General features: G+C 42.3%; 22 protein-coding genes. 8 read left to right on the forward strand and 14 right to left on the reverse strand.

Annotated elements, in window-relative coordinates:
- Positions 1-26 precede the first annotated feature (26 nt).
- The gene (locus MJ612_RS03930; protein WP_187029643.1) at positions 27-650 is read right to left on the reverse strand and encodes a hypothetical protein; all 624 of its coding nucleotides are present in this window, start codon (positions 648-650) and stop codon (positions 27-29) included.
- Positions 651-793: 143 nt separating this feature from the next.
- Here MJ612_RS03930 and MJ612_RS03935 point away from each other — a divergent pair, with 143 nt between their 5' ends.
- From MJ612_RS03935 to MJ612_RS03945, 3 genes are all read left to right on the forward strand, one after another.
- Positions 794-1,504 (forward strand): hypothetical protein, encoded by a 711-nt coding sequence (locus tag MJ612_RS03935; protein WP_187029645.1) that lies wholly within the window; start codon positions 794-796, stop codon positions 1,502-1,504.
- 74 nt (positions 1,505-1,578) lie between these two features.
- A complete protein-coding gene (locus MJ612_RS03940; RefSeq protein WP_187029647.1) occupies positions 1,579-2,136 on the forward strand; it encodes a hypothetical protein in 558 nt (185 codons plus the stop codon).
- Between the two features lie 171 nt (positions 2,137-2,307).
- Positions 2,308-2,883: an SRPBCC family protein gene (locus MJ612_RS03945; protein ID WP_187029649.1), complete on the forward strand. Its 576-nt coding sequence runs from the start codon at positions 2,308-2,310 to the stop codon at positions 2,881-2,883.
- Between the two features lie 98 nt (positions 2,884-2,981).
- On the opposite strand, the gene dapA is transcribed toward MJ612_RS03945, so the two are convergent.
- The 8 genes from dapA to MJ612_RS03985 all read right to left on the reverse strand — a co-directional run bounded on the left by dapA (position 2,982) and on the right by MJ612_RS03985 (position 11,099).
- A complete protein-coding gene (gene dapA, locus MJ612_RS03950; RefSeq protein WP_187029651.1) occupies positions 2,982-3,851 on the reverse strand; it encodes a 4-hydroxy-tetrahydrodipicolinate synthase in 870 nt (289 codons plus the stop codon).
- A 368-nt stretch (positions 3,852-4,219) separates the two neighbouring features.
- Positions 4,220-4,738, reverse strand: a complete 519-nt coding sequence (locus MJ612_RS03955) for a hypothetical protein (protein WP_187029653.1) — start codon at positions 4,736-4,738, stop codon at positions 4,220-4,222.
- Between the two features lies 1 nt (position 4,739).
- The gene (locus MJ612_RS03960) at positions 4,740-5,234 is read right to left on the reverse strand and encodes a hypothetical protein (RefSeq protein ID WP_187029655.1); all 495 of its coding nucleotides are present in this window, start codon (positions 5,232-5,234) and stop codon (positions 4,740-4,742) included.
- 251 nt (positions 5,235-5,485) lie between these two features.
- Complete coding sequence (locus MJ612_RS03965) at positions 5,486-6,217, reverse strand: LytR/AlgR family response regulator transcription factor (RefSeq protein ID WP_187029657.1); 732 nt, start codon at positions 6,215-6,217, stop codon at positions 5,486-5,488.
- Positions 6,214-7,275 carry a sensor histidine kinase gene (locus MJ612_RS03970; RefSeq protein ID WP_222619599.1) on the reverse strand — a complete coding sequence of 354 codons (1,062 nt, stop codon included), beginning with the start codon at positions 7,273-7,275 and terminating at the stop codon, positions 6,214-6,216. The genes MJ612_RS03965 and MJ612_RS03970 overlap by 4 nt, the downstream gene beginning before the upstream one ends.
- Positions 7,276-7,717: 442 nt before the next feature.
- On the reverse strand, positions 7,718-9,727 hold the full coding sequence (gene ligA / locus MJ612_RS03975; RefSeq protein ID WP_187029659.1) for an NAD-dependent DNA ligase LigA: 2,010 nt from the start codon (positions 9,725-9,727) through the stop codon (positions 7,718-7,720).
- Positions 9,728-9,934: 207 nt separating this feature from the next.
- A complete protein-coding gene (locus tag MJ612_RS03980) occupies positions 9,935-10,432 on the reverse strand; it encodes a DUF4920 domain-containing protein (RefSeq protein ID WP_187029661.1) in 498 nt (165 codons plus the stop codon).
- 94 nt (positions 10,433-10,526) lie between these two features.
- The gene (locus tag MJ612_RS03985; protein WP_187029663.1) at positions 10,527-11,099 is read right to left on the reverse strand and encodes a hypothetical protein; all 573 of its coding nucleotides are present in this window, start codon (positions 11,097-11,099) and stop codon (positions 10,527-10,529) included.
- A gap of 244 nt (positions 11,100-11,343) precedes the next feature.
- Here MJ612_RS03985 and MJ612_RS03990 point away from each other — a divergent pair, with 244 nt between their 5' ends.
- Complete coding sequence (locus MJ612_RS03990) at positions 11,344-11,970, forward strand: cytochrome c oxidase subunit 3 (RefSeq protein WP_250419047.1); 627 nt, start codon at positions 11,344-11,346, stop codon at positions 11,968-11,970.
- A gap of 3 nt (positions 11,971-11,973) precedes the next feature.
- Here MJ612_RS03990 and MJ612_RS03995 read toward each other — a convergent pair whose 3' ends face one another.
- Positions 11,974-14,181 carry a gliding motility-associated C-terminal domain-containing protein gene (locus tag MJ612_RS03995; RefSeq protein WP_187029665.1) on the reverse strand — a complete coding sequence of 736 codons (2,208 nt, stop codon included), beginning with the start codon at positions 14,179-14,181 and terminating at the stop codon, positions 11,974-11,976.
- A 126-nt stretch (positions 14,182-14,307) separates the two neighbouring features.
- A complete protein-coding gene (locus MJ612_RS04000; RefSeq protein WP_187029667.1) occupies positions 14,308-14,895 on the reverse strand; it encodes a hypothetical protein in 588 nt (195 codons plus the stop codon).
- 176 nt (positions 14,896-15,071) lie between these two features.
- Between MJ612_RS04000 and MJ612_RS04005 the strand changes: the two genes are divergently transcribed.
- Entirely contained in the window at positions 15,072-15,533 is a 462-nt protein-coding gene (locus MJ612_RS04005; protein ID WP_187029669.1) for a hypothetical protein, read from the forward strand.
- Positions 15,534-15,637: 104 nt separating this feature from the next.
- Here MJ612_RS04005 and MJ612_RS04010 read toward each other — a convergent pair whose 3' ends face one another.
- From MJ612_RS04010 to MJ612_RS04020, 3 genes are all read right to left on the reverse strand, one after another.
- Positions 15,638-16,069 carry a DUF2147 domain-containing protein gene (locus tag MJ612_RS04010; RefSeq protein WP_187029671.1) on the reverse strand — a complete coding sequence of 144 codons (432 nt, stop codon included), beginning with the start codon at positions 16,067-16,069 and terminating at the stop codon, positions 15,638-15,640.
- A 678-nt stretch (positions 16,070-16,747) separates the two neighbouring features.
- Positions 16,748-17,122, reverse strand: coding sequence for a hypothetical protein (locus tag MJ612_RS04015; RefSeq protein WP_187029673.1), 375 nt, complete (start codon positions 17,120-17,122; stop codon positions 16,748-16,750).
- A 75-nt stretch (positions 17,123-17,197) separates the two neighbouring features.
- Positions 17,198-17,797, reverse strand: coding sequence for a C40 family peptidase (locus MJ612_RS04020; RefSeq protein ID WP_187029675.1), 600 nt, complete (start codon positions 17,795-17,797; stop codon positions 17,198-17,200).
- 243 nt (positions 17,798-18,040) lie between these two features.
- Here MJ612_RS04020 and MJ612_RS04025 point away from each other — a divergent pair, with 243 nt between their 5' ends.
- The 3 genes from MJ612_RS04025 to MJ612_RS04035 all read left to right on the forward strand — a co-directional run bounded on the left by MJ612_RS04025 (position 18,041) and on the right by MJ612_RS04035 (position 21,180).
- Positions 18,041-18,463, forward strand: a complete 423-nt coding sequence (locus MJ612_RS04025) for a hypothetical protein (RefSeq protein WP_187029677.1) — start codon at positions 18,041-18,043, stop codon at positions 18,461-18,463.
- 74 nt (positions 18,464-18,537) lie between these two features.
- Positions 18,538-20,349, forward strand: coding sequence for a M61 family metallopeptidase (locus tag MJ612_RS04030; RefSeq protein ID WP_250419048.1), 1,812 nt, complete (start codon positions 18,538-18,540; stop codon positions 20,347-20,349).
- Positions 20,350-20,727: 378 nt separating this feature from the next.
- Positions 20,728-21,180 (forward strand): hypothetical protein, encoded by a 453-nt coding sequence (locus MJ612_RS04035; protein WP_187029679.1) that lies wholly within the window; start codon positions 20,728-20,730, stop codon positions 21,178-21,180.
- Positions 21,181-21,183 lie beyond the last annotated feature (3 nt).

The raw sequence follows: 21,183 nt of genomic DNA on the forward strand, positions 1-21,183 counted from the left end.
TAAGTTAGGGCAAAATTGCCTTTTAGTTAATAGCGCTCATAGTCATTTGGGCTGTTCCTGTCGAAGCTTCGGCCCAGGTTCGGGTTATTTGACTCCGGGTGACGGCTGGTATAGTTGCCGTGATAACTTCTTCGGTGGCCTGTTAGCGGGTTATAATGTCTGTGTTCTTCCCAGTCTGCATTACGGTCACCGTCATACCCCACACTTAGCGAGCCAGCCATATTTCCATAGTTTTCGCCACGGTTAGCATAGTATGGGTCGCTATAATAATTGTCTTCAAAGTTGCCGCTTATATGAGTGGAGCGGTACATGCTTTCTGGCTGATGTGTTTCTTCATCCTGCCAGTAGCCCCGGCTATAGTTTCTCTGGTTGCGGTCAGTAGCGCGGTGCTGTTGCTCTCTGCCCTGATTTCTGCTTTCGTTGTAGTAGCTTCCACGGTCCGAACTATAGTATCCTGCGTTACGGTCATAGTTGCGCGGCTCATCACGTCGCTCATATCTGTTGTATGTTGTTTCGTTATGATGAGGACTATCATTATCGAATCGATAAGATCCTCTGAACACACTCTGGTCTATCGGGCGGTCGTCGCCGCGAAAGTGGTTTCTGTAATCTGTGTATCCTGTTCTGTTATACCAATCGTTTCCTTCCATAGCATTATAAATCGTTAGTGATATCATTTATAACGCGGGAAAACGCCTATGGTTAAGGTATTTATATAACTGTTGTTGTGTGGGCTGCTAATCTAAACGTGCTTACCTGTCGTAAAACTTAGCGAACAATTAAACCAATAGCTATGAGAAACAGACGAGAAAACGACCAGCGAGATACCGGAAGAGATGTAGAACCACGCTGGCTGCATGGCCACCATAGTGGCGAAAACTCTGACCGGGGAAACTATACAGTTGATTCACATTTTAATGTAGGCAGAGGCGAGTATGATCAGGACTTTATGGACAAGACCTCCTTTAATACCAACTCTGACCAACGCTATACTTACCCTGAAGGCCGCTACCAGGTAGGCGGAGCACAATACATGGGCGAAGATTTTACCAGCCAACGCCGCCGCAGGCAGGATAACATGTACGGCATGACCTATGTACCTGACGATGACCATAATTCGCAGCGCCACTACGACTCTCGTGCCAAGTATAGAAATACAGATTACAGCGACCTGCGCCGACAGAATGAGCCAAGAACAAGATATGGTATGCCGGATGAACGCTTTGGACATGATGTGAGCCGCAGCCGTGGTTCAAGAGATGAATATTTAGGCCACGCTTCTATGGGAGATTATGAATCCTACAGAAGATATGAGCAATTCGACCCACGCTACGATAACGACTATAGTGGCGGCTTTGCCGGACGTAATTATACTGAAGGCGCCACCCACTACGGCGAAGGCAGTTACTACAGCAACCTCGACCGCTGGAGAAGTGAAAGCCAGAACCAAAGCCAGAATCAAAACCGGGGCAGAGGAAGCAACAGGGGTAGAAGTAACCGATAAACGGAGTTTTTAAACTATAAACTGCGGCACAAATGCACTATTGAATTTGTGCCGCCTTACTTAACTATAAAGCTATGAGACAAGACAGCGATATGCATTACGGCAATTATGAGCGCCGTTATAACAGAGAGCACAACAGCGACCAATACGGACATGGCTATAGCCACCAGAACAGGCAGCAAAGAAGAACGCATGAGCCGGGCGAGCAATACAGAATGCAACAAAGCCAGGAGTATGGCAGAAGAGGAGGCGAGCAGGGCATGAGCGAAGATCATTATAACGAGATGTATGACATTGCTAATTACTCGGGAATGCCTCGGGGCGAAGATTATGGTTTACCATATGGTACCGAAAACGACCTGATGAACATGCGCCCGATGCCACTGGAAGAAGGGCCATACTTTCAGCGTCGTCGTTACAACTACTCATTAGGCTATAACCCTAACTTTGATAACCCGGAAGAAGGGGATATGTACCGCAATTTTGATAGCCGCGGCAACTACGGCTACCGGCACGATGCTTCTTATGGAAATGCAGATGAATTCAGGGATTTCGGAAACGACCATTATGGCAGCTATGACCGCACAAACAGAGCGTCTGATGACACTTACACTGATTATAATAGGTATTAACCACCAAAAATGTAACATTAACGTACAGATGCCTGTACATTAGTATTAAATTTCCATCTGAGAAAAGGCCGTAGCATTTGCTGCGGCTTTTTTATTTCCATGTTTTAACATGAATTGCGCGGCTAAGTAAGTATAAGTATATTTGGATATACACCTTAACACCTTATACTTATGAAATTGTTAAAAAGACTTGGCTTAGGTATTCTGGCCTTGCTGTTATTGCTTGCAATATTTTCCCTGTTTATTTCATCAAGGCTTCGGGTAGAGCGATCTATTGAAGTTGCTGCCCCCGCTGATGCTGCTTTTGAGCAGGTAAATACCTTACGAAACTGGGAGCGTTGGTCACCTTGGCATGGAATAGACCCGCACATGCTACTTACTTACAGTGGCCCTGATGGTGGCGCAGGAGCTAGTTACAACTGGTTCAGCAAACACCCGGATGTAGGCGACGGTCAATTCAAAATCACTAAAACAGAGCCGTATAAGTTTATAGTTGCTGAAATGAATTTCGGACCGAATGGTACTGCCAACACCACCTATTCGTTCGATAAAACAGCAAAAGGTACCCGCATTACCTGGGCAATGGAATCAGAACTAGGAATGAACCCAGTCTCAAAATATATGGGCATATTTTTAATTGATGATGTGGTAGGCGCTGATTTTGAACGTGGCCTGAACAACATCAAGCAAATTGTAGAATCACAGCCGGCAGGACAGCAAGATGCGCATGCGGGCCATGGGCATTAATTTAGCAGCTTGACCTTATTAACAAGAGAAACTCCAACTATAAAACAAAAAAGCCAGGTTCATCGCCTGGCTTTTTTGTTTTATAGTTGGGTTATTATTTAGATCAGTTTATACAGCCTGTCGCGGAGGCCGGCTGATGCCTCTACCAGTGGCATACGTACGGCAGCTTCGCAAACTCCGAAACGCTCTAACAAGGCTTTAACACCAACCGGGTTACCTTCTTCGTACATCAACGGGTTAATATCCACAAAGTCATAAAGCAGCTTAGAGGCCTGAGCAAAATCGTAGTTCAAGCCAAGTCGGATCATGTTACTGAATTTCTCAGGGAAAGCATTTGCCAGCACTGAAATTACCCCAACTGCACCGATCGAGATCATAGGCAAGGTCAGCACGTCGTCGCCGGAGATCAGCATGAAGTCAGCAGGTTTGTGTTTGGCAATGGCCATGCACTGCTCCAGGTTACCGGATGCTTCTTTAATACCGATAATGTTCGGGTGTGCAGCCAGTTTTATAGTTGTTTCGGCGGTTATATTGCTGCCTGTGCGGCCCGGCACGTTGTACAGTATAACCGGCACCGGCGACGCATCGGCCACAGCCACATAATGCTGGTAAATGCCCTGTTGTGACGGCTTGTTATAGTAAGGGCTCACCGAAAGTATAGCATCAATGCCATTAAGGTCGGTAGTTGCAAAGCTGTTCAGTAATTCCTGTGTATTGTTGCCACCTAAACCATAAACCAACGGCACACGGCCGTTTACATGTTGTTTTATAGTTTGCAGCAGCTGCTTTTTCTCCTCTGCGGTAGTAGTAACCGACTCGGCAGTTGTACCATTAATTACAATATAATCTACGCCGCCATCCAGCACAAAGTCCAGCAGCTTCGCAAGGCCGTTATAGTCAACAGCCAGGTCTTTTGTAAAAGGCGTTACCAACGCTACGCCCGTTCCTTTTAATCTTTCCTGAATCATTAATTTAAAATAAGAACTACGAAGTTCTGATTATGTATTGGTTTGTGCAAGTTTTTTGGTTTGTAACGTCTTGTACATAAAGTGAGCAAGGCGTAGCCAGAGCTTGGCTTAGGTGCATTGTTGGGCAAAGGGATTTATACTTCAACCCATTAAAACTAATCGGTAACCTCATTCTTTTTGCTACTGGCTTTCCATCTTCTTCAGCTAGTATCCATTTAGGCATGTTTTCTACTAATCTTATAGCTCCTTTATCACAGGAAGAGCAAAGACTTTTAAGAAACTGTTTTGAAACCTATTTAAGCGGAAAAAGCAATTTTATAAAATTGGTTGAATGCTCTGAATATGGCCTTGTTACATTTCAAAACCTTTTAATTGAATTGTTTCTTTATTTTCTTGTTCAGGGTATTCATTATTTTTTCAAAACTGTATACGCCTGCCTGCGCTAACATCATCAATTCGTAGCGTTCTCCTGTTTCAATATTCAGGATGTATAGTGGGGAGTAAAATTTTGTATTAGGAGCATAAACGATTTCACCATTGTTTTGGGCATCCATTAAATCGCAGTTCATCACATACTTATACCCTTTAGGATAGGTTTTTTCTATCAGTTCGGCACGGGTAATAATAATGTGCTCATAGGGGTACTCACTTGCAGCAGCCTTTAATTTTTCATTTGCTTTAACAGCTTGTTCGTTGCACTTCTCATAATATCTCATGAGCGGTTTTCTGAGCTGTGCCCTTGCCGGATCAAGCATCTCATAAGCCAGAAACATGATTTTTGACTGGGGCAGATCTTCAGGCAAACCTTCCTCCATTTTCTGCGCAAAGGATAGCTGGCTTAGGAAAAGGCCCATAAGTAGCAGCGAAATTTTAACTATGTTTTTCATCTTATTTCTCAAGCTTACTTAATTCTTTCCCTAATTTTTCCATCCCCTGTGCATAGGTTTTAGCATCCAGCCGGTAGTAAGAACCAGCAGGCTTTAAATCTGCTGTTACTGGAACTACCATTATTAGTACACTCTCATCTTTTTTGTAAGGATTTAAAGCAGCAGCCTCCATATCATATTCAAAAAAGGTAATGCTTAGCTGGTACTTGACATTCTTCCCTTCCAGCTCCTTTGCTTTCACTTCGTCATTCTTTTTTTGGATGGTTGGATTTTTACTGACGTTGTAATGATCAATGATTTGCAACCCATGTTTATTTAGATCATTCTTTATCTGCTGCACATGATCGGAAAAAACAGCATCAGGGAGCTGAAGCACCAGAACGCTGGCTGAGCTTAAGATATCTGGCGGTATGGTCTTCATTGATTTTATTCCCTGGGCTCTTGCATTGATCGTAATTGCAAGGCCAAACATAAGTAGAAGTAGTACTTTTTTCATTTCTGTTTTGGTTAGTCGTTAGAAGCTATTTTAAAAGGTATAGGATGGAATAAAAAAGTGCCCACTTCGGTTAAGAAAGTTATTTAACCAACTAATCAAGACCTAGGTAGGCACCACTTAAAAGAAGCAAAAAAAGAAGCCTTATCCAAGTAACGTTTACTGCCGTTGTTGGTGTTTTCACCAACAACTTATACATCAGTCAGATTTCTTGCTGGCGAAAACACATAGCAAGGGCAATTACTCAAAGCTGCCTACATAATATTATTTTCTTCCACCCACTTCAGGAACTGGTCTTTGTATACTTCGCCAATTGGAATCTCTTTCTGGCCGATGCGGATGCGGCTTTTCTCGATGCTGTCGATCTTTTGCAGGGCAACTATAAACGAACGGTGCACGCGCAGGAACTTAGAGTCCGGCAGTTTCTCCATCATCTTGTTCATCGATAGCAGCGTGATGATCTTCTGATCTTTCGTCTGGATAATTACATAATCCTTCAGGCCTTCAATCCAGAGTATATCCTTAAAGTCAACGCGTATAGTTTTATAGTCGGCCTTCACAAACATAAACTCCTGCTCGGGTGTAGCGGCCTGCGTAACTATAGTTTGCTCACCTTGTTTCGGGTGGCGCTGCAAACGCTCCTGTGCTTTGGTTACGGCCTTCAGGAAACGGTCGTAGGGGATAGGTTTGAGCAGGTAATCTACGGCATCGTGGTTAAAACCTTCCATGGCATACTCTGGGTAAGCAGTGGTAAAGATTACCAGTGGCTGGTGCTTTAGTATGTTCAGAAACTGGATACCTGTTAGCTCAGGCATTTCAATGTCCAGGAACATCAGGTCTATCTGTTCGTCCTGTAGCACCTGCATAGCTTCGGTAGCGCTGGAGCATGTTTTTACCAGTTGCAGGTTGGGCAGCTTACTTATGTAGCTTTCAAGAATGTCTAAGGCAAGGGGTTCGTCGTCTACGGCGATGCAACGGATGATCATAGTTTAGGTGTGTTATCGTGGAAATATAGTTTCAAGGTGGCGTAAAATACGCCGTCCTTTTCTTCGAAAGTAAGGGTATGCCGGTTTGGGTATAGCAGCTTCAGGCGCTGGCGCAGGTTCTGTAGGCCAATGCCTCCAAACTCACGTTTTTTATGGGTGCTTATGTTATTAACCGTACTAAACAACAGGTAATTTTCGCCTACCTTAAGGTTTATCAGAATTCCAATCTCGTTTTTGCTGACAAGGCCATGCTTAAAGGCATTTTCAACCAAGGTCATCATCAGCATCGGGGCGATCTGCTTGCCTTCTATATTACCTTCAATATTAAACTTTATACTTGTCTGTTCGCGCAGGCGCAGTTTCTGCAGGTCAATAAAGTTGTTGATGTGTTCTACTTCCTTTTGCAGGCTTACCAGCGTATCGTTGCTTTCATACAGCATGTAGCGCATCAGCAGCGAGAGCTTCATAATAGCATCCGGCGTTTCCGGCGACTGCTTGTAAGCAAGCGAGTAAATGTTGTTGAGCGTATTGAACAGGAAATGCGGGTTAACCTGCGATTTAAGGTAAGCGAGTTCTGCTACCAGTTTCTGGTTCTCCAGCTCCTTATTGCGCCTTTCGTTCCGGATATAATTACCCGTAACTTTTAGGGCTGAGCTTATGAATACCAGCATTAAACCACCCAAACCATACTGCAGCAACCGTTCCGAAGTATAAACTGCTTTCATGTTCGGGTTAAACTCCCGGAACACATAGTAATCCATCGGGGATTTTGCCAGACCATAAAGCATCAGCAAAGCCAGTACAGCCACAATGTAGAGCATCAGCCTGTTTTTTGCCAGGTACTTCGGGATCAGGAACGACCAGTTTACATAAAAGATCACTAACCAGAACCCAAAACCTACCAATACATCCATTACCCTATGAGAGGTAAGGGTGCGGTTTCCGTTAATATAATAAAGCACCCATGCCCCAAAAGCCAACCATGCAAGCACATGCAGGGCAATCTGGTATCGCTTCTTTATGTTCACGGCCGGAAATGCAAAGGTTATAGAACTCAATTTATACTTGGATTAGCTTGATTACAGGTAAATAAGTGTTTGTGTTAAATTAACCTGACTCTACTTGATAAAGATAATTAAAAATAAAACAGGTATAACTATACCATCCGTGTCACTCTACCAATTTAGCCTTATTGCCTACTAACTTCATCTTTTACAGGATTAAATAATTCAGAACCGACTTTACCAGTTGACTGAGCAACTTAGCTTGCGAAAGCTTTCAGGAGATTAAAAAGTTAGTTAGTCTATACTTTCCGGCGGTTGGTATAATGTATTTTGATAAGAGATTTAAGTTGCCTTATTTGTTATAAGAACGATGTGGTAATAGTATGCTGCAGTACTACTACAAAGAGCATCGGCATGCATAAATTTTGTTTGTTGTTTGTTTTATGCAAAAAGCGCCACCTGACGTACAAGTGGCGCTTTTATTATTTAAAGATAATTACTGGATCATCCCCAGGAACTGGTCTTCAGTAAGTATCGTAATTCCTAATTTAGTAGCTTTCTCGAGTTTGGCAGGGCCCATTTTATCGCCGGCTACCAAATAAGAAAGTTTCGCTGAAATAGAGCTAACTACTTTACCGCCATGACTAATAATAAGTTGTTGCAGTTCATCACGGCTTATAGTTTCAAAAACACCAGAGATCACAAATGTTTTGCCCTCCAGCTTGTCACTCTGCATTTCGGGCTGTACTTTCTCCGACTTAAATTGCAGGCCTGCAGCCTGTAAGCGCTCTATTAACACAATGTGCTCAGGGTCAGTAAAGTATTCTTTAATAGAATTGGCAATACGTTCTCCTATCTCATTAACGGCAATAAGCTCCTCAAATGTAGCTCCTCTTAAAGCTGCTATATCCGGAAAATGATCTGCGAGTTTTTTAGCTACCGTACTACCCACAAAGCGGATACCTAAGGCAAACAATACACGCTCAAAAGGTGTGTCTTTAGATTTTGCTAAACTGTTCAGAATGTTATTCGCTGATTTTTCGCCCATACGCTCTAAGCCGGCCAGTTGCTCCAGGGTAAGGTCATATAAGTCGGCTACATTGCGTACATACCCCGCCCGGTATAGTTGTTCCAGCGTCTTTGGGCCCAGTTCATCTACGTTCATGGCTTTACGCGTGATAAAGTGTTCCAGCTTGGCCAGTATTTGCGGCTCGCAGCCTTTCTCGTTCGGGCAGTAAAACTGGGCTTCGCCTTCCACACGTATCAGTGGGGTATGGCAGGCCGGGCATACAGTAGGGTAAATGATCGGCTGGCTGTCAGCAGGTCTCTTTGTTAAATCTACTCCGGTTATTTTGGGAATAATCTCACCGCCTTTTTCAACGAATACAATGTCTCCGAGGCGGAGGTCGAGGCGCTGAATTTCGTTGGCATTATGTACAGAAGCTCGTTTAACCACAGTGCCTGCCAGTAAAACAGGATGTAACAGAGCTACCGGCGTAACGGCACCTGTACGACCCACCTGGTATTGTATACCTAACAGCTGAGTAGCAGCGCTCATGGCAGGGTATTTATAGGCAATTGCCCATCTCGGACTTTTTGCCGTAAATCCCAGTTCCTCCTGTAACGCGTAGCTGTTTACTTTTACCACCACACCATCGGTAGCAATGGGTAGCTCATGGCGCTTTGTTTCCCATTCCGTTATGTACTCCAGTACTTTGTCTATAGAGCTGCACTTGCGCCACGTATCAGATACTTTAAACCCCCATTTCTGAATTGCTTCCAGGCTTTCGGAGTGTGTATCGAACGGCATAGGAGAACTCTGGAAACTATAAGAAAAGCAACCTAGCTTACGGCCTGCCACAATACTGGAATCCTGTTGTTTTAATGTACCGGATGCGGCGTTTCTTGGGTTAGCTAATAGTTGCTCACCTGTTTCTTCACGATCCTGGTTAAGTTGCTCGAATACCTGCAGAGGCATAAACACTTCACCACGTACTTCAAACAATTGGGGGTATCCTTCGCCATGCGACTGTAACGGAATGTCGCGTATGGTGCGCACATTGCTGGTAATGTCGTCGCCCCGGGTTCCATCGCCGCGGGTTGCTCCTTGTACCAGTATACCATTCTCGTAGGTTAAACTGATGGCAACGCCATCAAACTTCTGCTCACACACATATTCCACATTATCACCAATTGCTTTGCGTACGCGGTTATCAAATTCCCGAAGGTCGGCTTCTGAATAAGTGTTGCTCAGCGAGAGCATCGGGTAACGGTGGTATACAGTTTTAAAACTTTTGGTAATGGTACCACCTACACGTTGCGTAGGGGAGTTGGGCAGACGTAGATCAGGGTGTTGTTCTTCCAGTTCCTGCAGGCGCTTCAGCATCATGTCAAACTCAAAGTCAGGTACTTCTGAGATGCTATTCTGGTAATACTGGTAATTCAGGTAATTTAAGCGTTCAGTCAGTTGCTTTACTTCTGCAGCTACGTCTTGTGGTGTTGTCATAGTTCAGGGTTATACTTCACGTAAAAATATCTAAAAGCTAAGAAGGGAACAACGAGAAACTGGTTTGTTATGGGGGATACTTTATAGTTATTCTTGCGATACCTTCTGAATAAAGCCGGGAATATATCAGCTAATGAGGGCAGTTGACCAATTATTATTAAAGTTAAAAGCCACCCGGAGGTGGCTCATAAAGTATAGGTTAAGACTTTACTTGATCTTTACGCCGTCAGCTACAAAACGGAGTTCTTCTCTGGGAGAGTTTATGGCTGCAATTTCATTGGCTGGTTTACCTGCATCTTCAGCATAGTGCCGCTGATCTTCGACAGATATTACTTCGCGTTTAGCTGTACCGGTAAATACCACTGATTTGCCTTTCAAGTCTTCTACCGGTAAAAAGAAACCATAATTCCGGAAAGTGACTTTCATAGTGCTGTTATCTGCCATTTTTACATCCATCCAGCAGCCTTTCGACTGGCAGCTCTCCACTATCTCGCCTGAAACAGTGGCCTGTACTGAATCCACGTCTGCAGCAAGGGCGTCCTGTAACTGAGTTACCGAAAGTATATTATCTTCTGAAAAGTCAGAACCATAGACCGGTGCCTGGGTAGTAACTGATTCCTGTGTTTCGGTTGTGCTTTCTTGCTGCTGATTACAGCTGCTAAGCGCAAGACCTATCAGTAGGGCAAATATGCACTTGTTTTTCATGTGTTGGTTGTTGTTGAGTTAAGTAAATATACTAAGATCAGCCCCAAATCCTACACTGCACCAGGAAAGCACATTGTGCCGAACTACATTTTTATCAGCGCTGATCTACCCAGCGGGCATTACTGATATTGATGAGAAGCCGCCCTGTAAGAACGGGAAGGTACCTGATGGGAATACTTGCCTGGAAACTATCCAGCATCAGTTCGAAGTTGGTGCCAAAACTGATGGTGTTTCTGTCCGGGGCTAAAATTACCGGAACACGTTGTTGATTGGTTGTACCCTGCAGCGTGATGTAAGTGCGCTGGTTAAGCGGTTCTGTATATGGATTACCACTGTTTATAATTTCTTCAGGTACATCAATCATAAAAATCAGCTCCGGAAATTTAGCACCATATAATACTTCGTAGGCCATGCCAGGAGGAATGGTATCGCTGGTAGGGAGAAGGGAATTTATTTGTACACGGCACTCCAGTTGTTCAGTAGAGTTGTTGTAACGTACTAAAAGACTGGGAGACTGAAATTCGTAGCGGCCTGAAGAACCTTCCAGTACTACTGTTATAAAATTCTTGCCTGTAAACGGAGTTCTAAGCTGTGCTTTTGCATTTGAACTGATCAGGCTTAACAACATTAACCAGATAATTGAAAAGAAGTATAAATTTTTTTGCATACTAATCAGATACTAACTACATACTATATCTAACGACATCAGTCACAGTATGATAATTAACCGGAAGTATAATTTTCAGATAAAAAGGAAAATTTAAGGCAGAGCAGGTGCAGTGAAAGGCATGTACTAAAAAGTATATTTATCTGTTCATATGCAAAACAAACCATAATCCGTATAGGTATATAAATGTGTAGTATTGGCTATAGTATTTACCTGCGTAAAACCTTTGTTTAGGTTATATCTAATGGATTCAGATAAGAAAAATAAGGTTGGCTCTAAACAGCTCTCAGCTTTTAAAAAGATGGAGCGTATGCATCCTATACGGATGCTGCTATACCTGAGTATGGTGGGTATCGGAGTGCTTTTCCTGATCCTGCTGATTGCCTTTATGCGTACAGGTGGTTTCGATTCTGAAAACGTTAGCCTTCCGAAGTTCTTTAGTGTGAGTACGGTGCTGTTGTTATTCAGTAGTTATACAATGGGCAGGGTGCCGCAGATTTACAAGAAAGACAAATTGCATAAAATGACGCGTTACCTGGGTGCTACACTGGCTCTGGGCTTACTCTTTATAGGAGCACAAATTTTAGGGTGGCGCGAAATGACAGCTGCCGGGGTAAATTTTAGTGGTAAAGCTTCAGGAACTTATTTATACCTGATATCGGCATTACATATCCTGCACCTGGTGGGAGGTATTATCTTTCTTTTCTTCATTTTTTTTAAAACAGCCCATGTTGCAGCCGATAGTGTCAGGAGCCTGATATTTATCCGGGATCCATACCGCCATCTGCAATTATCAATGCTCAGAAGTTACTGGAATTTTCTGGACTTTATGTGGGTAGGTTTATACCTGGTTTTCCTGTTTATCTTTTAAGCCTTAGCGCACTATTGTAACACTGCCCTTGTATTGCGTACTTCCGAAGTCTATCAGGTAGAAGTATACGCCGTCGTTAACCCCTTTTCCATCCCATTTAAAGTTGTTCTGAGCACTAAAATATACCTCTTTACCCCACCTGTTAAATACTTTTATACTTGCAAACTGTGCTGTACAGAAATCCGAAGGCAGGTTCGGTATTTCAAAAAAGTCGTTCAGGCCATCGCCGTTCGGTGTAAAAATATTGGCAGGTATAAAATCACGGAGCAGCGGCACCTTCACTTTAAACTCCATAGATAATACTGGCTCCGGTGCCGGATTACAGGTTTGCTCGTCAAGTATAAAATTTACCCGCACAACATCCCGCTCGGCCATCTGGCAATTAGCTATTAAATTAAAAACACCCCGTGCCTGACCGTTACCAGGAGTTGCAGTAAATGTCATGCCTAAATCAGCCAGGTTAAAACCATCGCCAACCGCAGTTAATTGTAGTGGGTCCAGGTCTATGTCATCTCCAAACAAATTGGCTTCAAAAGGCTCGTTCAGGTTAAGTTCATAGAGTATAGGCGCTTTATCTGAAGTAAGTGTAGGTGCATTGTTAGGTGCTGTTATCCTAAACTCTATCGTTTTGGTCTGGTCTGGAGAAGGAAAGCAGTCATCTTCTTTTAATCTGAATGTTACCCGCCGCACAGCCTCTTCTTCTGAGTTACACACGGCTGTCCATTTTAAATTACCGTTTGCTGCACCTTTGCCGCCCGTGCTTGTAAAAACCATGCCTACAGCAGTCATATCGAATCCCTCACCGGCAGCGCTTAACGATAAACTATCCAGGTCTATATCCCGACCGAATACATCCATCTCAAAGTCCTGCCCTCTGTCCAGGTTAATAACTTGGTCAACAGGGTTTGTTGTTAGGGTAGGTATATTATTGATGTCCTCCATCTTATAACTCACCCGCAAGGTATCCTGACGGGGAAGGCTGCATCCATCATCCTGCACAATCAGGTCAAGCATGTATACTTTGTTTTTCGTATCAAAGCAATCATCAAAACAGAGAGTAGCCTTAAGGGTTTCCTGAGCGCCACCTCCTTGGTTTATAACGCCTTGTAATGCCCCGGATAAAGTAAAATTAGTTGCAGAGAAATTAACAGGTATAGCTTTTAAAACCACAAACTCAGACAGGTCAGGGTCTGTAAAGAATACGTCTATGCAACGGTTGCCGGTAGGTGTAAGCTTCAGTACTTCCCCCTCATTATAAAATGTATTTTTACCTTGTTCCCTGGCAGTTACTTTAGGCGTCTGGTTTGTTGGGCAGTTAAGTACCAGTACCTGAAAGTCGCGTCGCACTTCGCCTATCTTTTTCTTGTTTCTGAACTCCTGCACACGAATACCAAACACATAAAGGCCCGTTTTAGTAGGGCGCATAGTCAGGCGACCGGTTCGGTTATCTATATTTATAGGTGGATTTCCCTGTACCTGTATCCCGGTGCTATACCCGGGCAGCCATTCAATCTGGGGGTAAGGCGCTGGCTTAGGTGCTATGTTCTCAAAACCCGGAATGCCATAATAGGGCATAGCAGCATTTGTAAAACCATTAAGTGGTGTAATCATGTCGTAAGCCAGTGAGTCTCCGTCGGCATCTGATCCACTGAAATCAAAATAAAACAGCTCGTTTACACAGGCATAGTCGCTGAGGGGAGGAAAAAGTTTAGGAGAAGAATTTCTGAAAGCCTGGCCACTTTTAGTTACTGCCGGAAACTCCATATAAAAGGTTTGAGCAGCGTCTTCGGGTGCAACTATATTATTTATAGTTTCATTACGGCAGCAGCGCTCCCAGGTAACATAATAACCATCTGGGTGATTAAATACCTGTGGGTTCAGTACAATGGTTTCATAATAAACGATTTTCCGGGTTTGCAGCTCACCTATAGCACATTCAATGTTAGTATAAGGCACATTAGATTGGGCCTTAATGCTCATCGTAACCTGGCCCAGCCAGCGGTTTCCTGCTTTCTCGAATACATTGACAGTAATGGTTGGGTCCAAAGCCCCCGGGTCGCCATGAACCTGATCAAAGTATAGGTTAAGGGTTAGCCTATAGTTGTCTCCGCTTAAGTACTCCAACTCAAATTCGCCGCCTACAATATGCGTTGCATTAGCAGAGAAAGTACAAAGCACTATAACCAACATTAAGAGTAAACGTTGCCTCATGCAGTAAAACTTAAGGTGAAAACGGGAGTTGAAGTATTTTAAATATACTTATAAGTTTTGATACGTATACTATACCATATCAAGATTTTATAGAAGTATCGTAAGTTGTCACTTTTTGCTGCTTTACTATACTTCAGTTGGTTCAAATATGTTTTTAAGCAATTCGGAAAAGGGCAGAGGCGCGCTGAAGTGTACATCTGAATAGCTATCAGCAATAATTCTTATATAGCCCGGATGACGGTTGACACGTGTGTAATCTATCCGGATGTTACCGTACAACTGGTTGCAGATTTTGCTGCCCGGTACATCTGAAGGGAAGGGGGTAAGGTAATAGGTTTCGGTATGTTGGGTATACCTTTCATGATTTACTTTAAGTAAATCGGCAGAGCGAAGTTGGTAACCAAGTAAGAGTACCTGGTCTTTTGTGTAATCGAAAAAGAAGGAGAAGTCAGCAGGAGCAGTACCAGGCGTAAAAAAGAAGATTATTCCCTCTCGGTTTTGTTCCTGAATAAGTTGTACCCGGTAGCTGCATTGGATGCCCGCTCTTTTATAATGATATGCTTTATAAAATGAACCGGTTAAATCAAGGTAAGATCCGGTTTTTACCCACTTGTTATAGTTAGCCCGATAACCCTCTGATCGTACTAATTCACGACAAGATGGTTTACTGCTAAACAACCCTAACAATCGTTTGAAAAATCCGTTTAACGACATTTAGTAATTTAAAACAAAAACATCCGTTACCCTGAATAGTTTATTATCTTACACACTTCAGGTTTTGTTTGCAATTAATTATATCTCTCAATTTTGATATTTCAACTGCTATTTACGCTGGCTTTGGTACATAACCGCAGATATGGTAGATGGTTTAAACTTATACTTATAAGAAGATGGTTGCACAAGAATTAGAACTTAAGAAAAGGCTGCTGCAGGAATGCACAAAATTGCTTAATACGCAGATAAAGGCAGCTAAAGATGCCATGGATGACGCTCAGGAAAGCGCAAATGAGCACCAGGGGGCAATAGAAGATAAATTTGAATCGTTTAGAGAGGCCTGCCAGATACAACGGGATATGTATGCCCGCCAGCTCGACGAATTGATTACTACCATGAGTGTTTTAAAACGCATAAATGCTACCAAAGAAAGTAAGGAAGTAGCTTTTGGTGCGGTAGTACATACTAACCTGCAGAATTATTTTATTGGAGTAAGCCTGGGGCAGTTAGAAGTAGATGGTGAAACATACTATGCTATTTCAGGGATGTCGCCGGTATTTAAGGCAATGGCTGGTAAAATTGCCGGTGATACATTCGAGTTCCGGGATCAGAAGTATAAAATAGAGCAGGTTTTTTAACCGAACCTAAACCTTTTAACCGTAAAGCGAGTAATAATAATGGTAAAGGGTTAAAAAAAGAAAGGCTGGCAATGCGCCAGCCTTTCTTTGTATATATGCTTAGGTTATTTAACTCTTGTCCAGTTCTGCGTTCTGCCAATCAGCGAAATACCTATATATCCTTTCACTTCCATCTTGTCCTTACCTGTCATTTTCATGTAGCAAGAGTAGGTCTTACCACTTTCCGGGTCATAGATCGTACCGTCATCCCATTTGTTGTCGCCGTCATACTCAAAACCTTTCATGAACTCCAGGCCAAGCAACGGGCGGTTACGAAGCTTCTTCTCAGGATTATTCTCATCAACTTTAGGTTTACCATTACGAAGAGGCTCTTTTAAAGTAACAAGTTTACCGCACAGCTTATCGCCACATTTATAAATTTCAAAACGTGCTTTTCCTTCTTCGTTTGTCCAGATGCCAAGCGGAGATAATTTCTGGGCCCATGCACAGGTGCTGAACAGCATGAGTACCACTAAAGTTAATAGATGCTTTTTCATGATAGGTTTGTTGTTTGGTTTTTAGCAATTAAATATAAGAAAAATAATTCATTTAAGGTAGTGCTACGTTCTGCCTGCTTACATTTTATAGAGGTACCTTTTTGTTTTTGAGACACAGCACAAAAAGAAAAACACAAAATACGTACCCCGTTTTTCAGGGCTATACTTATACCAGTTACTGAAGGTGAAATGTATAATTTTGGTAGTCAGCAGTTTATCTGTTGTTTTGGCTGTGGTTGCGTTTAATGCAGGTTTTGTAAGTATAAATACGGTGTGGTTATCTAAATAAATTTAAAAAAATAAGCATAACCCTTGTGAACTTAATGGCGTTAATTTACCTTTAGATAATAAGTTATGTAGCGAGTGCTACGGCTCTGGTCTAACAACCTTATCATATTTGGTCGGAGGTTCAGGGTTTATGTTGGACTATAGAGAAAGGAGGTACAAATGTCTAATCCCAAACAAGTTTTAACGAGCCTAAGTAATTGTATTCACGTAATCTGTGAGTCGGCTTCGTAAACGGGATTTTTGCTGTTTGCACAGCTTAATATTACTGAAGGTCTTCGGATGGTAACCTGAACAACAGGAAGCCGCTTGTTAAGACTTTTTAGGATTCTGAAACACCTGGTGTAACTTGACGGGCTACACCAGGTGTTTTGCTTTTATAGCGAACTGACTTTATAAGTCATCTTTGTAAATTGTATTGTTCCGAAGCCTGCGCTCCCGAATAAAAGTACCTATAAACACACCCACAGCCACCAGGCAACTGATCGCCATTGCAAATAGTAGCACATGCACCATATCAAGGGTTTCATCAGCAGCATTTAAGCGCATGATCACTACTATAGCTGCCAGCAAGGTTAAGGCTGTAACTGTATGTGTTACAAACCGGTTGTGCTTGCGCAGGTGATAGGTGCAGGCCATTAGCATAAGCCCCAGCCCCGGAGCTACTAATGCAACCTGAGGCCGGTCGGGATGTATGAAGTAAACTATAAAACCTGCAACTATAAGTATAGCTGCATTTATAGAATTGATGATATATGGGTGTAGCATAAAAAAGGGTTCTTCCGGTACAGTGATTTGTACGAGAAAAACCCTTTAAGTTGCAATATTAACTTCTAACTATTCTTAAAGCACTCTTCTTACTTCCAGAAAACGGACATCGTAGCGGGTACCTTGTACCTTACTTATTTTAACACCTCCGTTAGATGATGAATGAACAAACGAGATTGTATCGCCGGGTTCTGAAATTACAATGCCCACATGTCCTGGCTCCCGTACCTTTTCATTTGTTCCGGTAAATATCACCAGATCTCCGGGAGCGGCTTCAGCTTTGGTTACCGGTATGCCTTCGCTAGCCTGCAAGGCAGATGAGTGTGGTATAGCAATATTATGGGTATCAAAAACATGCGTTATAAAACCCGAACAATCAAAACCTGCCGGGGTAATGCCTGCATATTGGTACGGAGAGCCAAGCAAACTTAAAGCATAGTCTATAATAGGCTGTGGTGCTGCATTAGAATAGTCTCCAGCCGATCTGGTTGTTCTTTCTACTCTTATCCAATTGCCTTCAGTAGTTGGTTTAACAGCCGTTTTATGATTTACATGAAGAACTTTAGCATCTTCTACACTGGAGGTTGGCGCTGTAGGGGCAAGCCTGTAACCAAAAGCTATTAGAACAAGCAACAAAACAACAGGAGCTATCAGAAGTAAGATGTTCTTTTTCATAGTCATTGTGTTAGTTCAGGTATAACTTCCCAATACCATGCCAAACAGGCTTGTATTTACTTAAGCCATCTCTGCCCGAGGTAGAGTTATAGCTACATTTACTCTATAAAATGCTGCTTTAACCTTAAAAAGTTCACTCTTTACCAGCTTTTGAGATTTATACCTTACAATCAGGGGCATGTTTAGAGCAAATTCGTTTATATTATTATACTTTTGTAATAATAAATTTAACTCTTTGTTGCAATGATACTCTATAATTCAGAGGCTTTGTCGATCAGTTTGCCAGTTGGTAATGAATGGGTGTGCGTGGAGTGTACAAAGCAGCCGGGGTATCTTAATTTTAAAGCAGGATTGATGAAAGCTCTGGAGTATATCAGGACAAATCATATTAATTCGTGGTTGTTTGACTTCAGAGAGATAGGAGAGTTAGGAGAGAAAGAAGAAACATGGTTACAGGTTCAGTTTTTTCCACAACTTATGATGCTGGGCCAGGAAAACTATTTTGCTATACTTGTTTCGGAATCATGCTATAACCGCATGCTACAGGAAGCTGGCGCATATGGACTTAAAAGTTATAACTCCTTTATTATCATCGATACTTTCTATCAGAAAAAAGATGCTGAAGACTGGCTGCGCAGCCATACCGTAAGCCCACAGAATAGCTGACATGCAAGAGAGCAGATTTTGAAAACAAGCATAATTGTTGTAACATGCTTGTTAAACAAAATCTACCTTAAAACATGTTTCACAAAATAAACCAACCTAAATTTTATCTGCTTATATTTCTATTATCGCTGGTAAGTATAGTCTCGCCGGCATTTGCTGCAGAACTACGCTATACCCTTGAAATGCCTGAGCCGCACACGCATTATTTTAAGGTTACGGCTGAACTGGAAGGGGCGAAGAAAAAATACATCGACTTTACAATGCCTGTCTGGGCTCCGGGTTCATATCTGATCCGGGAATTCGCTAAAAACGTTGACAGCTTTGTGGCTACAGATGGTTCCGGCAAAACTCTGCGATCTGAGAAGATCGACAAAAACACCTGGCGTGTATATAGTAACAGAGCATCTAAGGTACAAGCCAAGTATAATGTTTATGCTTTTGAGCTATCCGTTCGTACCAGCTTTTTAGATGCAGCTCATGGTTATGTAAATGGTACCAGTATGTTTATGTACCCTGAAGGGTATGAAAAGCAAGCGGGTACGCTTATCGTAAAGCCTCACAAGAGCTTCAGCAAAGTTTCTACTGGTCTTAAATCTACAGGTAAGTTTACTTATACTTTCCCTAACTATGATATACTTGGAGACTCACCACTGGAGATTGGTAATCACGAAATTTATACTTTTGAAGCTGCAGGCGTACCGCATGAAGTAGCTATGTTTGGTGAGGGGAATTATAACCCTGAGCGTTTAATAGCCGACATGAAGCGTGTAACTGAAGAGGCCATCGCGATAATGGGGGAGCTACCTGTAGATCGTTATGTATTTATAGTTCATAACCTGCAGCGTGGCGGTGGCGGACTGGAACACCTGAACTCTACTACTCTACAGACCAGCCGTTTTAACTATGGCACCGAAAGTGGCTATACAGGTTTCCTAAGCCTGGTTGCCCATGAGTATTTCCACCTTTGGAATGTAAAGCGTCTGCGTCCTGCACCACTAGGTCCGTTTAACTATAACGAAGAGAATTATACCAAGCTGCTTTGGGTATCAGAAGGTATTACGAGTTACTATGACGACCTGATCGTTCGTCGTGCTGGCTTAACTCCTGAACAACGTTACCTGGATGTAGTAGCCGGAAGTATAAACTCAGTTGAGAACACACCTGGTAATGCTGTACAACCAGTGAGTGAATCCAGTTTTGATGCCTGGATAAAGTATTACCGTCAGAATGAAAACTCCAGCAATGCTGAAGTATCTTATTACACGAAAGGTGGTGTGCTGGGGCATTTGCTTAACATGGAGATAATGAAGAGTTCTAATGGCAGCAAAAGTCTGGATGATGTAATGCGCAATCTTTACAAGCGCTATTACAAGCAATTAAATCGTGGCTTTACGGAAGAAGAGTTTCAGGAAGCAGTGGAACAGGTAGCAGGACATAAGATGGATGCTTTCTTCAGGGATTATGTGAACGGTACTAAATCTCCGGACTACAACGCATATTTTAATGCAGCCGGGCTTCGCCTCGTAAATCTTAATGAAGGTGCAGAAATGGGTAGTTGGGGTGCAACTACCTCTTTCAGTGATGGCAGAGTTATGGTAAGTGCTGTATCTAAGGGAAGCAGTGCTTATGAAGCTGGCCTTAATGTAAAAGATGAAATAGTGGCTGTAAACGGCTACCGTGTAGCAAATGATCTGGACCGTTATGTGAACGGACTGCAGCCGGGAGAGGAGCTGGATGTACTTATCGCACGAGATGGTATTTTACAGAACCTATCGGTGAAGATTCTAAAGGATACGCGTACACGCTACAAGTTCGAGAAATTGCCTAACCCGACAGCCGAGCAGGTAAAAATCTATAATACTTGGCTAAAGGCAACTAATTCTTAAACATCTTATTGTTCTAAAATTATATTAAAGGGAAGTACAGCTTACAAAAGCTATACTTCCCTTTTCTTTTTAAAATCAGTACAAATTTCCGAACACAAATTTTTATGGTCAATTCTTCATTATTCTAAAGCACTAACTATAAAAAGTTCTTCTATTTTTCAGAGTGCTATTATGTTATCGTTAATATGCATCATAATATAGAATAACCTTAAATGGGTTCTGCTAAGGCACTTTTTGTTATAGTTATAATAGAATTAGCAAGATGTTTTCTTTATATATTGTTTATAATATTCTTTAACTAATACAATTTAAGATTTTGATTTGAGCTTTTTATTAGATAAATTTCGTGCAAATTGGTAAATAAATAGTTGTGATGGCATGGTAGTTTATTCTACATCATTTTCTGACATCATCTTTGATAGTGAATTGGAAATTTTACAGGTAATCTGGAAAGCGAAGCCAACCGACAGCGCTTTTATAGAAACTTACCTGCAGGGGCTTACTTTTGTACAGGAGGTAAGACCAGTTAAACTATACTGTACCGACCTTACTGCTATCGGCCCGTTGGAGCGTGAACAGGAGGGCTGGTTAAACAACGTTTATTATGAGAAGTTGCACGAAACTATCAACTCTGATATTTGTGTGGCTGTCGTTTTTTCTGAAGAACATTTCAAAGCAATTATCACAAACTACGCTGCTACAGGAACATCTTCGTCACACAATTTTATACTTTTCAATTATTTTACTGATCGCAAAGAAGCTACTTACTGGCTTGAGAGCGTAAAAAAAGGCCAGGATACTATTGTATTCCCAACCTTTGCCTGTAAATAATAA

The organism is Pontibacter deserti, from assembly GCF_023630255.1.
In the GTDB taxonomy this organism is placed as follows: domain Bacteria; phylum Bacteroidota; class Bacteroidia; order Cytophagales; family Hymenobacteraceae; genus Pontibacter; species Pontibacter deserti.

Excerpts from the sequence above, each read along its gene's own strand:
- MJ612_RS03930 (WP_187029643.1), bottom strand. The coding sequence starts at position 650 with ATGGAAGGAAACGATTGGTATAACAGAACAGGATACACAGATTACAGA.
- MJ612_RS03935 (WP_187029645.1), top strand. The coding sequence starts at position 794 with ATGAGAAACAGACGAGAAAACGACCAGCGAGATACCGGAAGAGATGTA.
- MJ612_RS03940 (WP_187029647.1), top strand. The coding sequence starts at position 1,579 with ATGAGACAAGACAGCGATATGCATTACGGCAATTATGAGCGCCGTTAT.
- MJ612_RS03945 (WP_187029649.1), top strand. The coding sequence starts at position 2,308 with ATGAAATTGTTAAAAAGACTTGGCTTAGGTATTCTGGCCTTGCTGTTA.
- dapA (WP_187029651.1), bottom strand. The coding sequence starts at position 3,851 with ATGATTCAGGAAAGATTAAAAGGAACGGGCGTAGCGTTGGTAACGCCT.
- MJ612_RS03955 (WP_187029653.1), bottom strand. The coding sequence starts at position 4,738 with ATGAAAAACATAGTTAAAATTTCGCTGCTACTTATGGGCCTTTTCCTA.
- MJ612_RS03960 (WP_187029655.1), bottom strand. The coding sequence starts at position 5,234 with ATGAAAAAAGTACTACTTCTACTTATGTTTGGCCTTGCAATTACGATC.
- MJ612_RS03965 (WP_187029657.1), bottom strand. The coding sequence starts at position 6,217 with ATGATCATCCGTTGCATCGCCGTAGACGACGAACCCCTTGCCTTAGAC.
- ligA (WP_187029659.1), bottom strand. The coding sequence starts at position 9,727 with ATGACAACACCACAAGACGTAGCTGCAGAAGTAAAGCAACTGACTGAA.
- MJ612_RS03980 (WP_187029661.1), bottom strand. The coding sequence starts at position 10,432 with ATGAAAAACAAGTGCATATTTGCCCTACTGATAGGTCTTGCGCTTAGC.
- MJ612_RS03985 (WP_187029663.1), bottom strand. The coding sequence starts at position 11,099 with ATGCAAAAAAATTTATACTTCTTTTCAATTATCTGGTTAATGTTGTTA.
- MJ612_RS03990 (WP_250419047.1), top strand. The coding sequence starts at position 11,344 with ATGGATTCAGATAAGAAAAATAAGGTTGGCTCTAAACAGCTCTCAGCT.
- MJ612_RS03995 (WP_187029665.1), bottom strand. The coding sequence starts at position 14,181 with ATGAGGCAACGTTTACTCTTAATGTTGGTTATAGTGCTTTGTACTTTC.
- MJ612_RS04000 (WP_187029667.1), bottom strand. The coding sequence starts at position 14,895 with ATGTCGTTAAACGGATTTTTCAAACGATTGTTAGGGTTGTTTAGCAGT.
- MJ612_RS04005 (WP_187029669.1), top strand. The coding sequence starts at position 15,072 with ATGGTTGCACAAGAATTAGAACTTAAGAAAAGGCTGCTGCAGGAATGC.
- MJ612_RS04010 (WP_187029671.1), bottom strand. The coding sequence starts at position 16,069 with ATGAAAAAGCATCTATTAACTTTAGTGGTACTCATGCTGTTCAGCACC.
- MJ612_RS04015 (WP_187029673.1), bottom strand. The coding sequence starts at position 17,122 with ATGCTACACCCATATATCATCAATTCTATAAATGCAGCTATACTTATA.
- MJ612_RS04020 (WP_187029675.1), bottom strand. The coding sequence starts at position 17,797 with ATGAAAAAGAACATCTTACTTCTGATAGCTCCTGTTGTTTTGTTGCTT.
- MJ612_RS04025 (WP_187029677.1), top strand. The coding sequence starts at position 18,041 with ATGATACTCTATAATTCAGAGGCTTTGTCGATCAGTTTGCCAGTTGGT.
- MJ612_RS04030 (WP_250419048.1), top strand. The coding sequence starts at position 18,538 with ATGTTTCACAAAATAAACCAACCTAAATTTTATCTGCTTATATTTCTA.
- MJ612_RS04035 (WP_187029679.1), top strand. The coding sequence starts at position 20,728 with ATGGTAGTTTATTCTACATCATTTTCTGACATCATCTTTGATAGTGAA.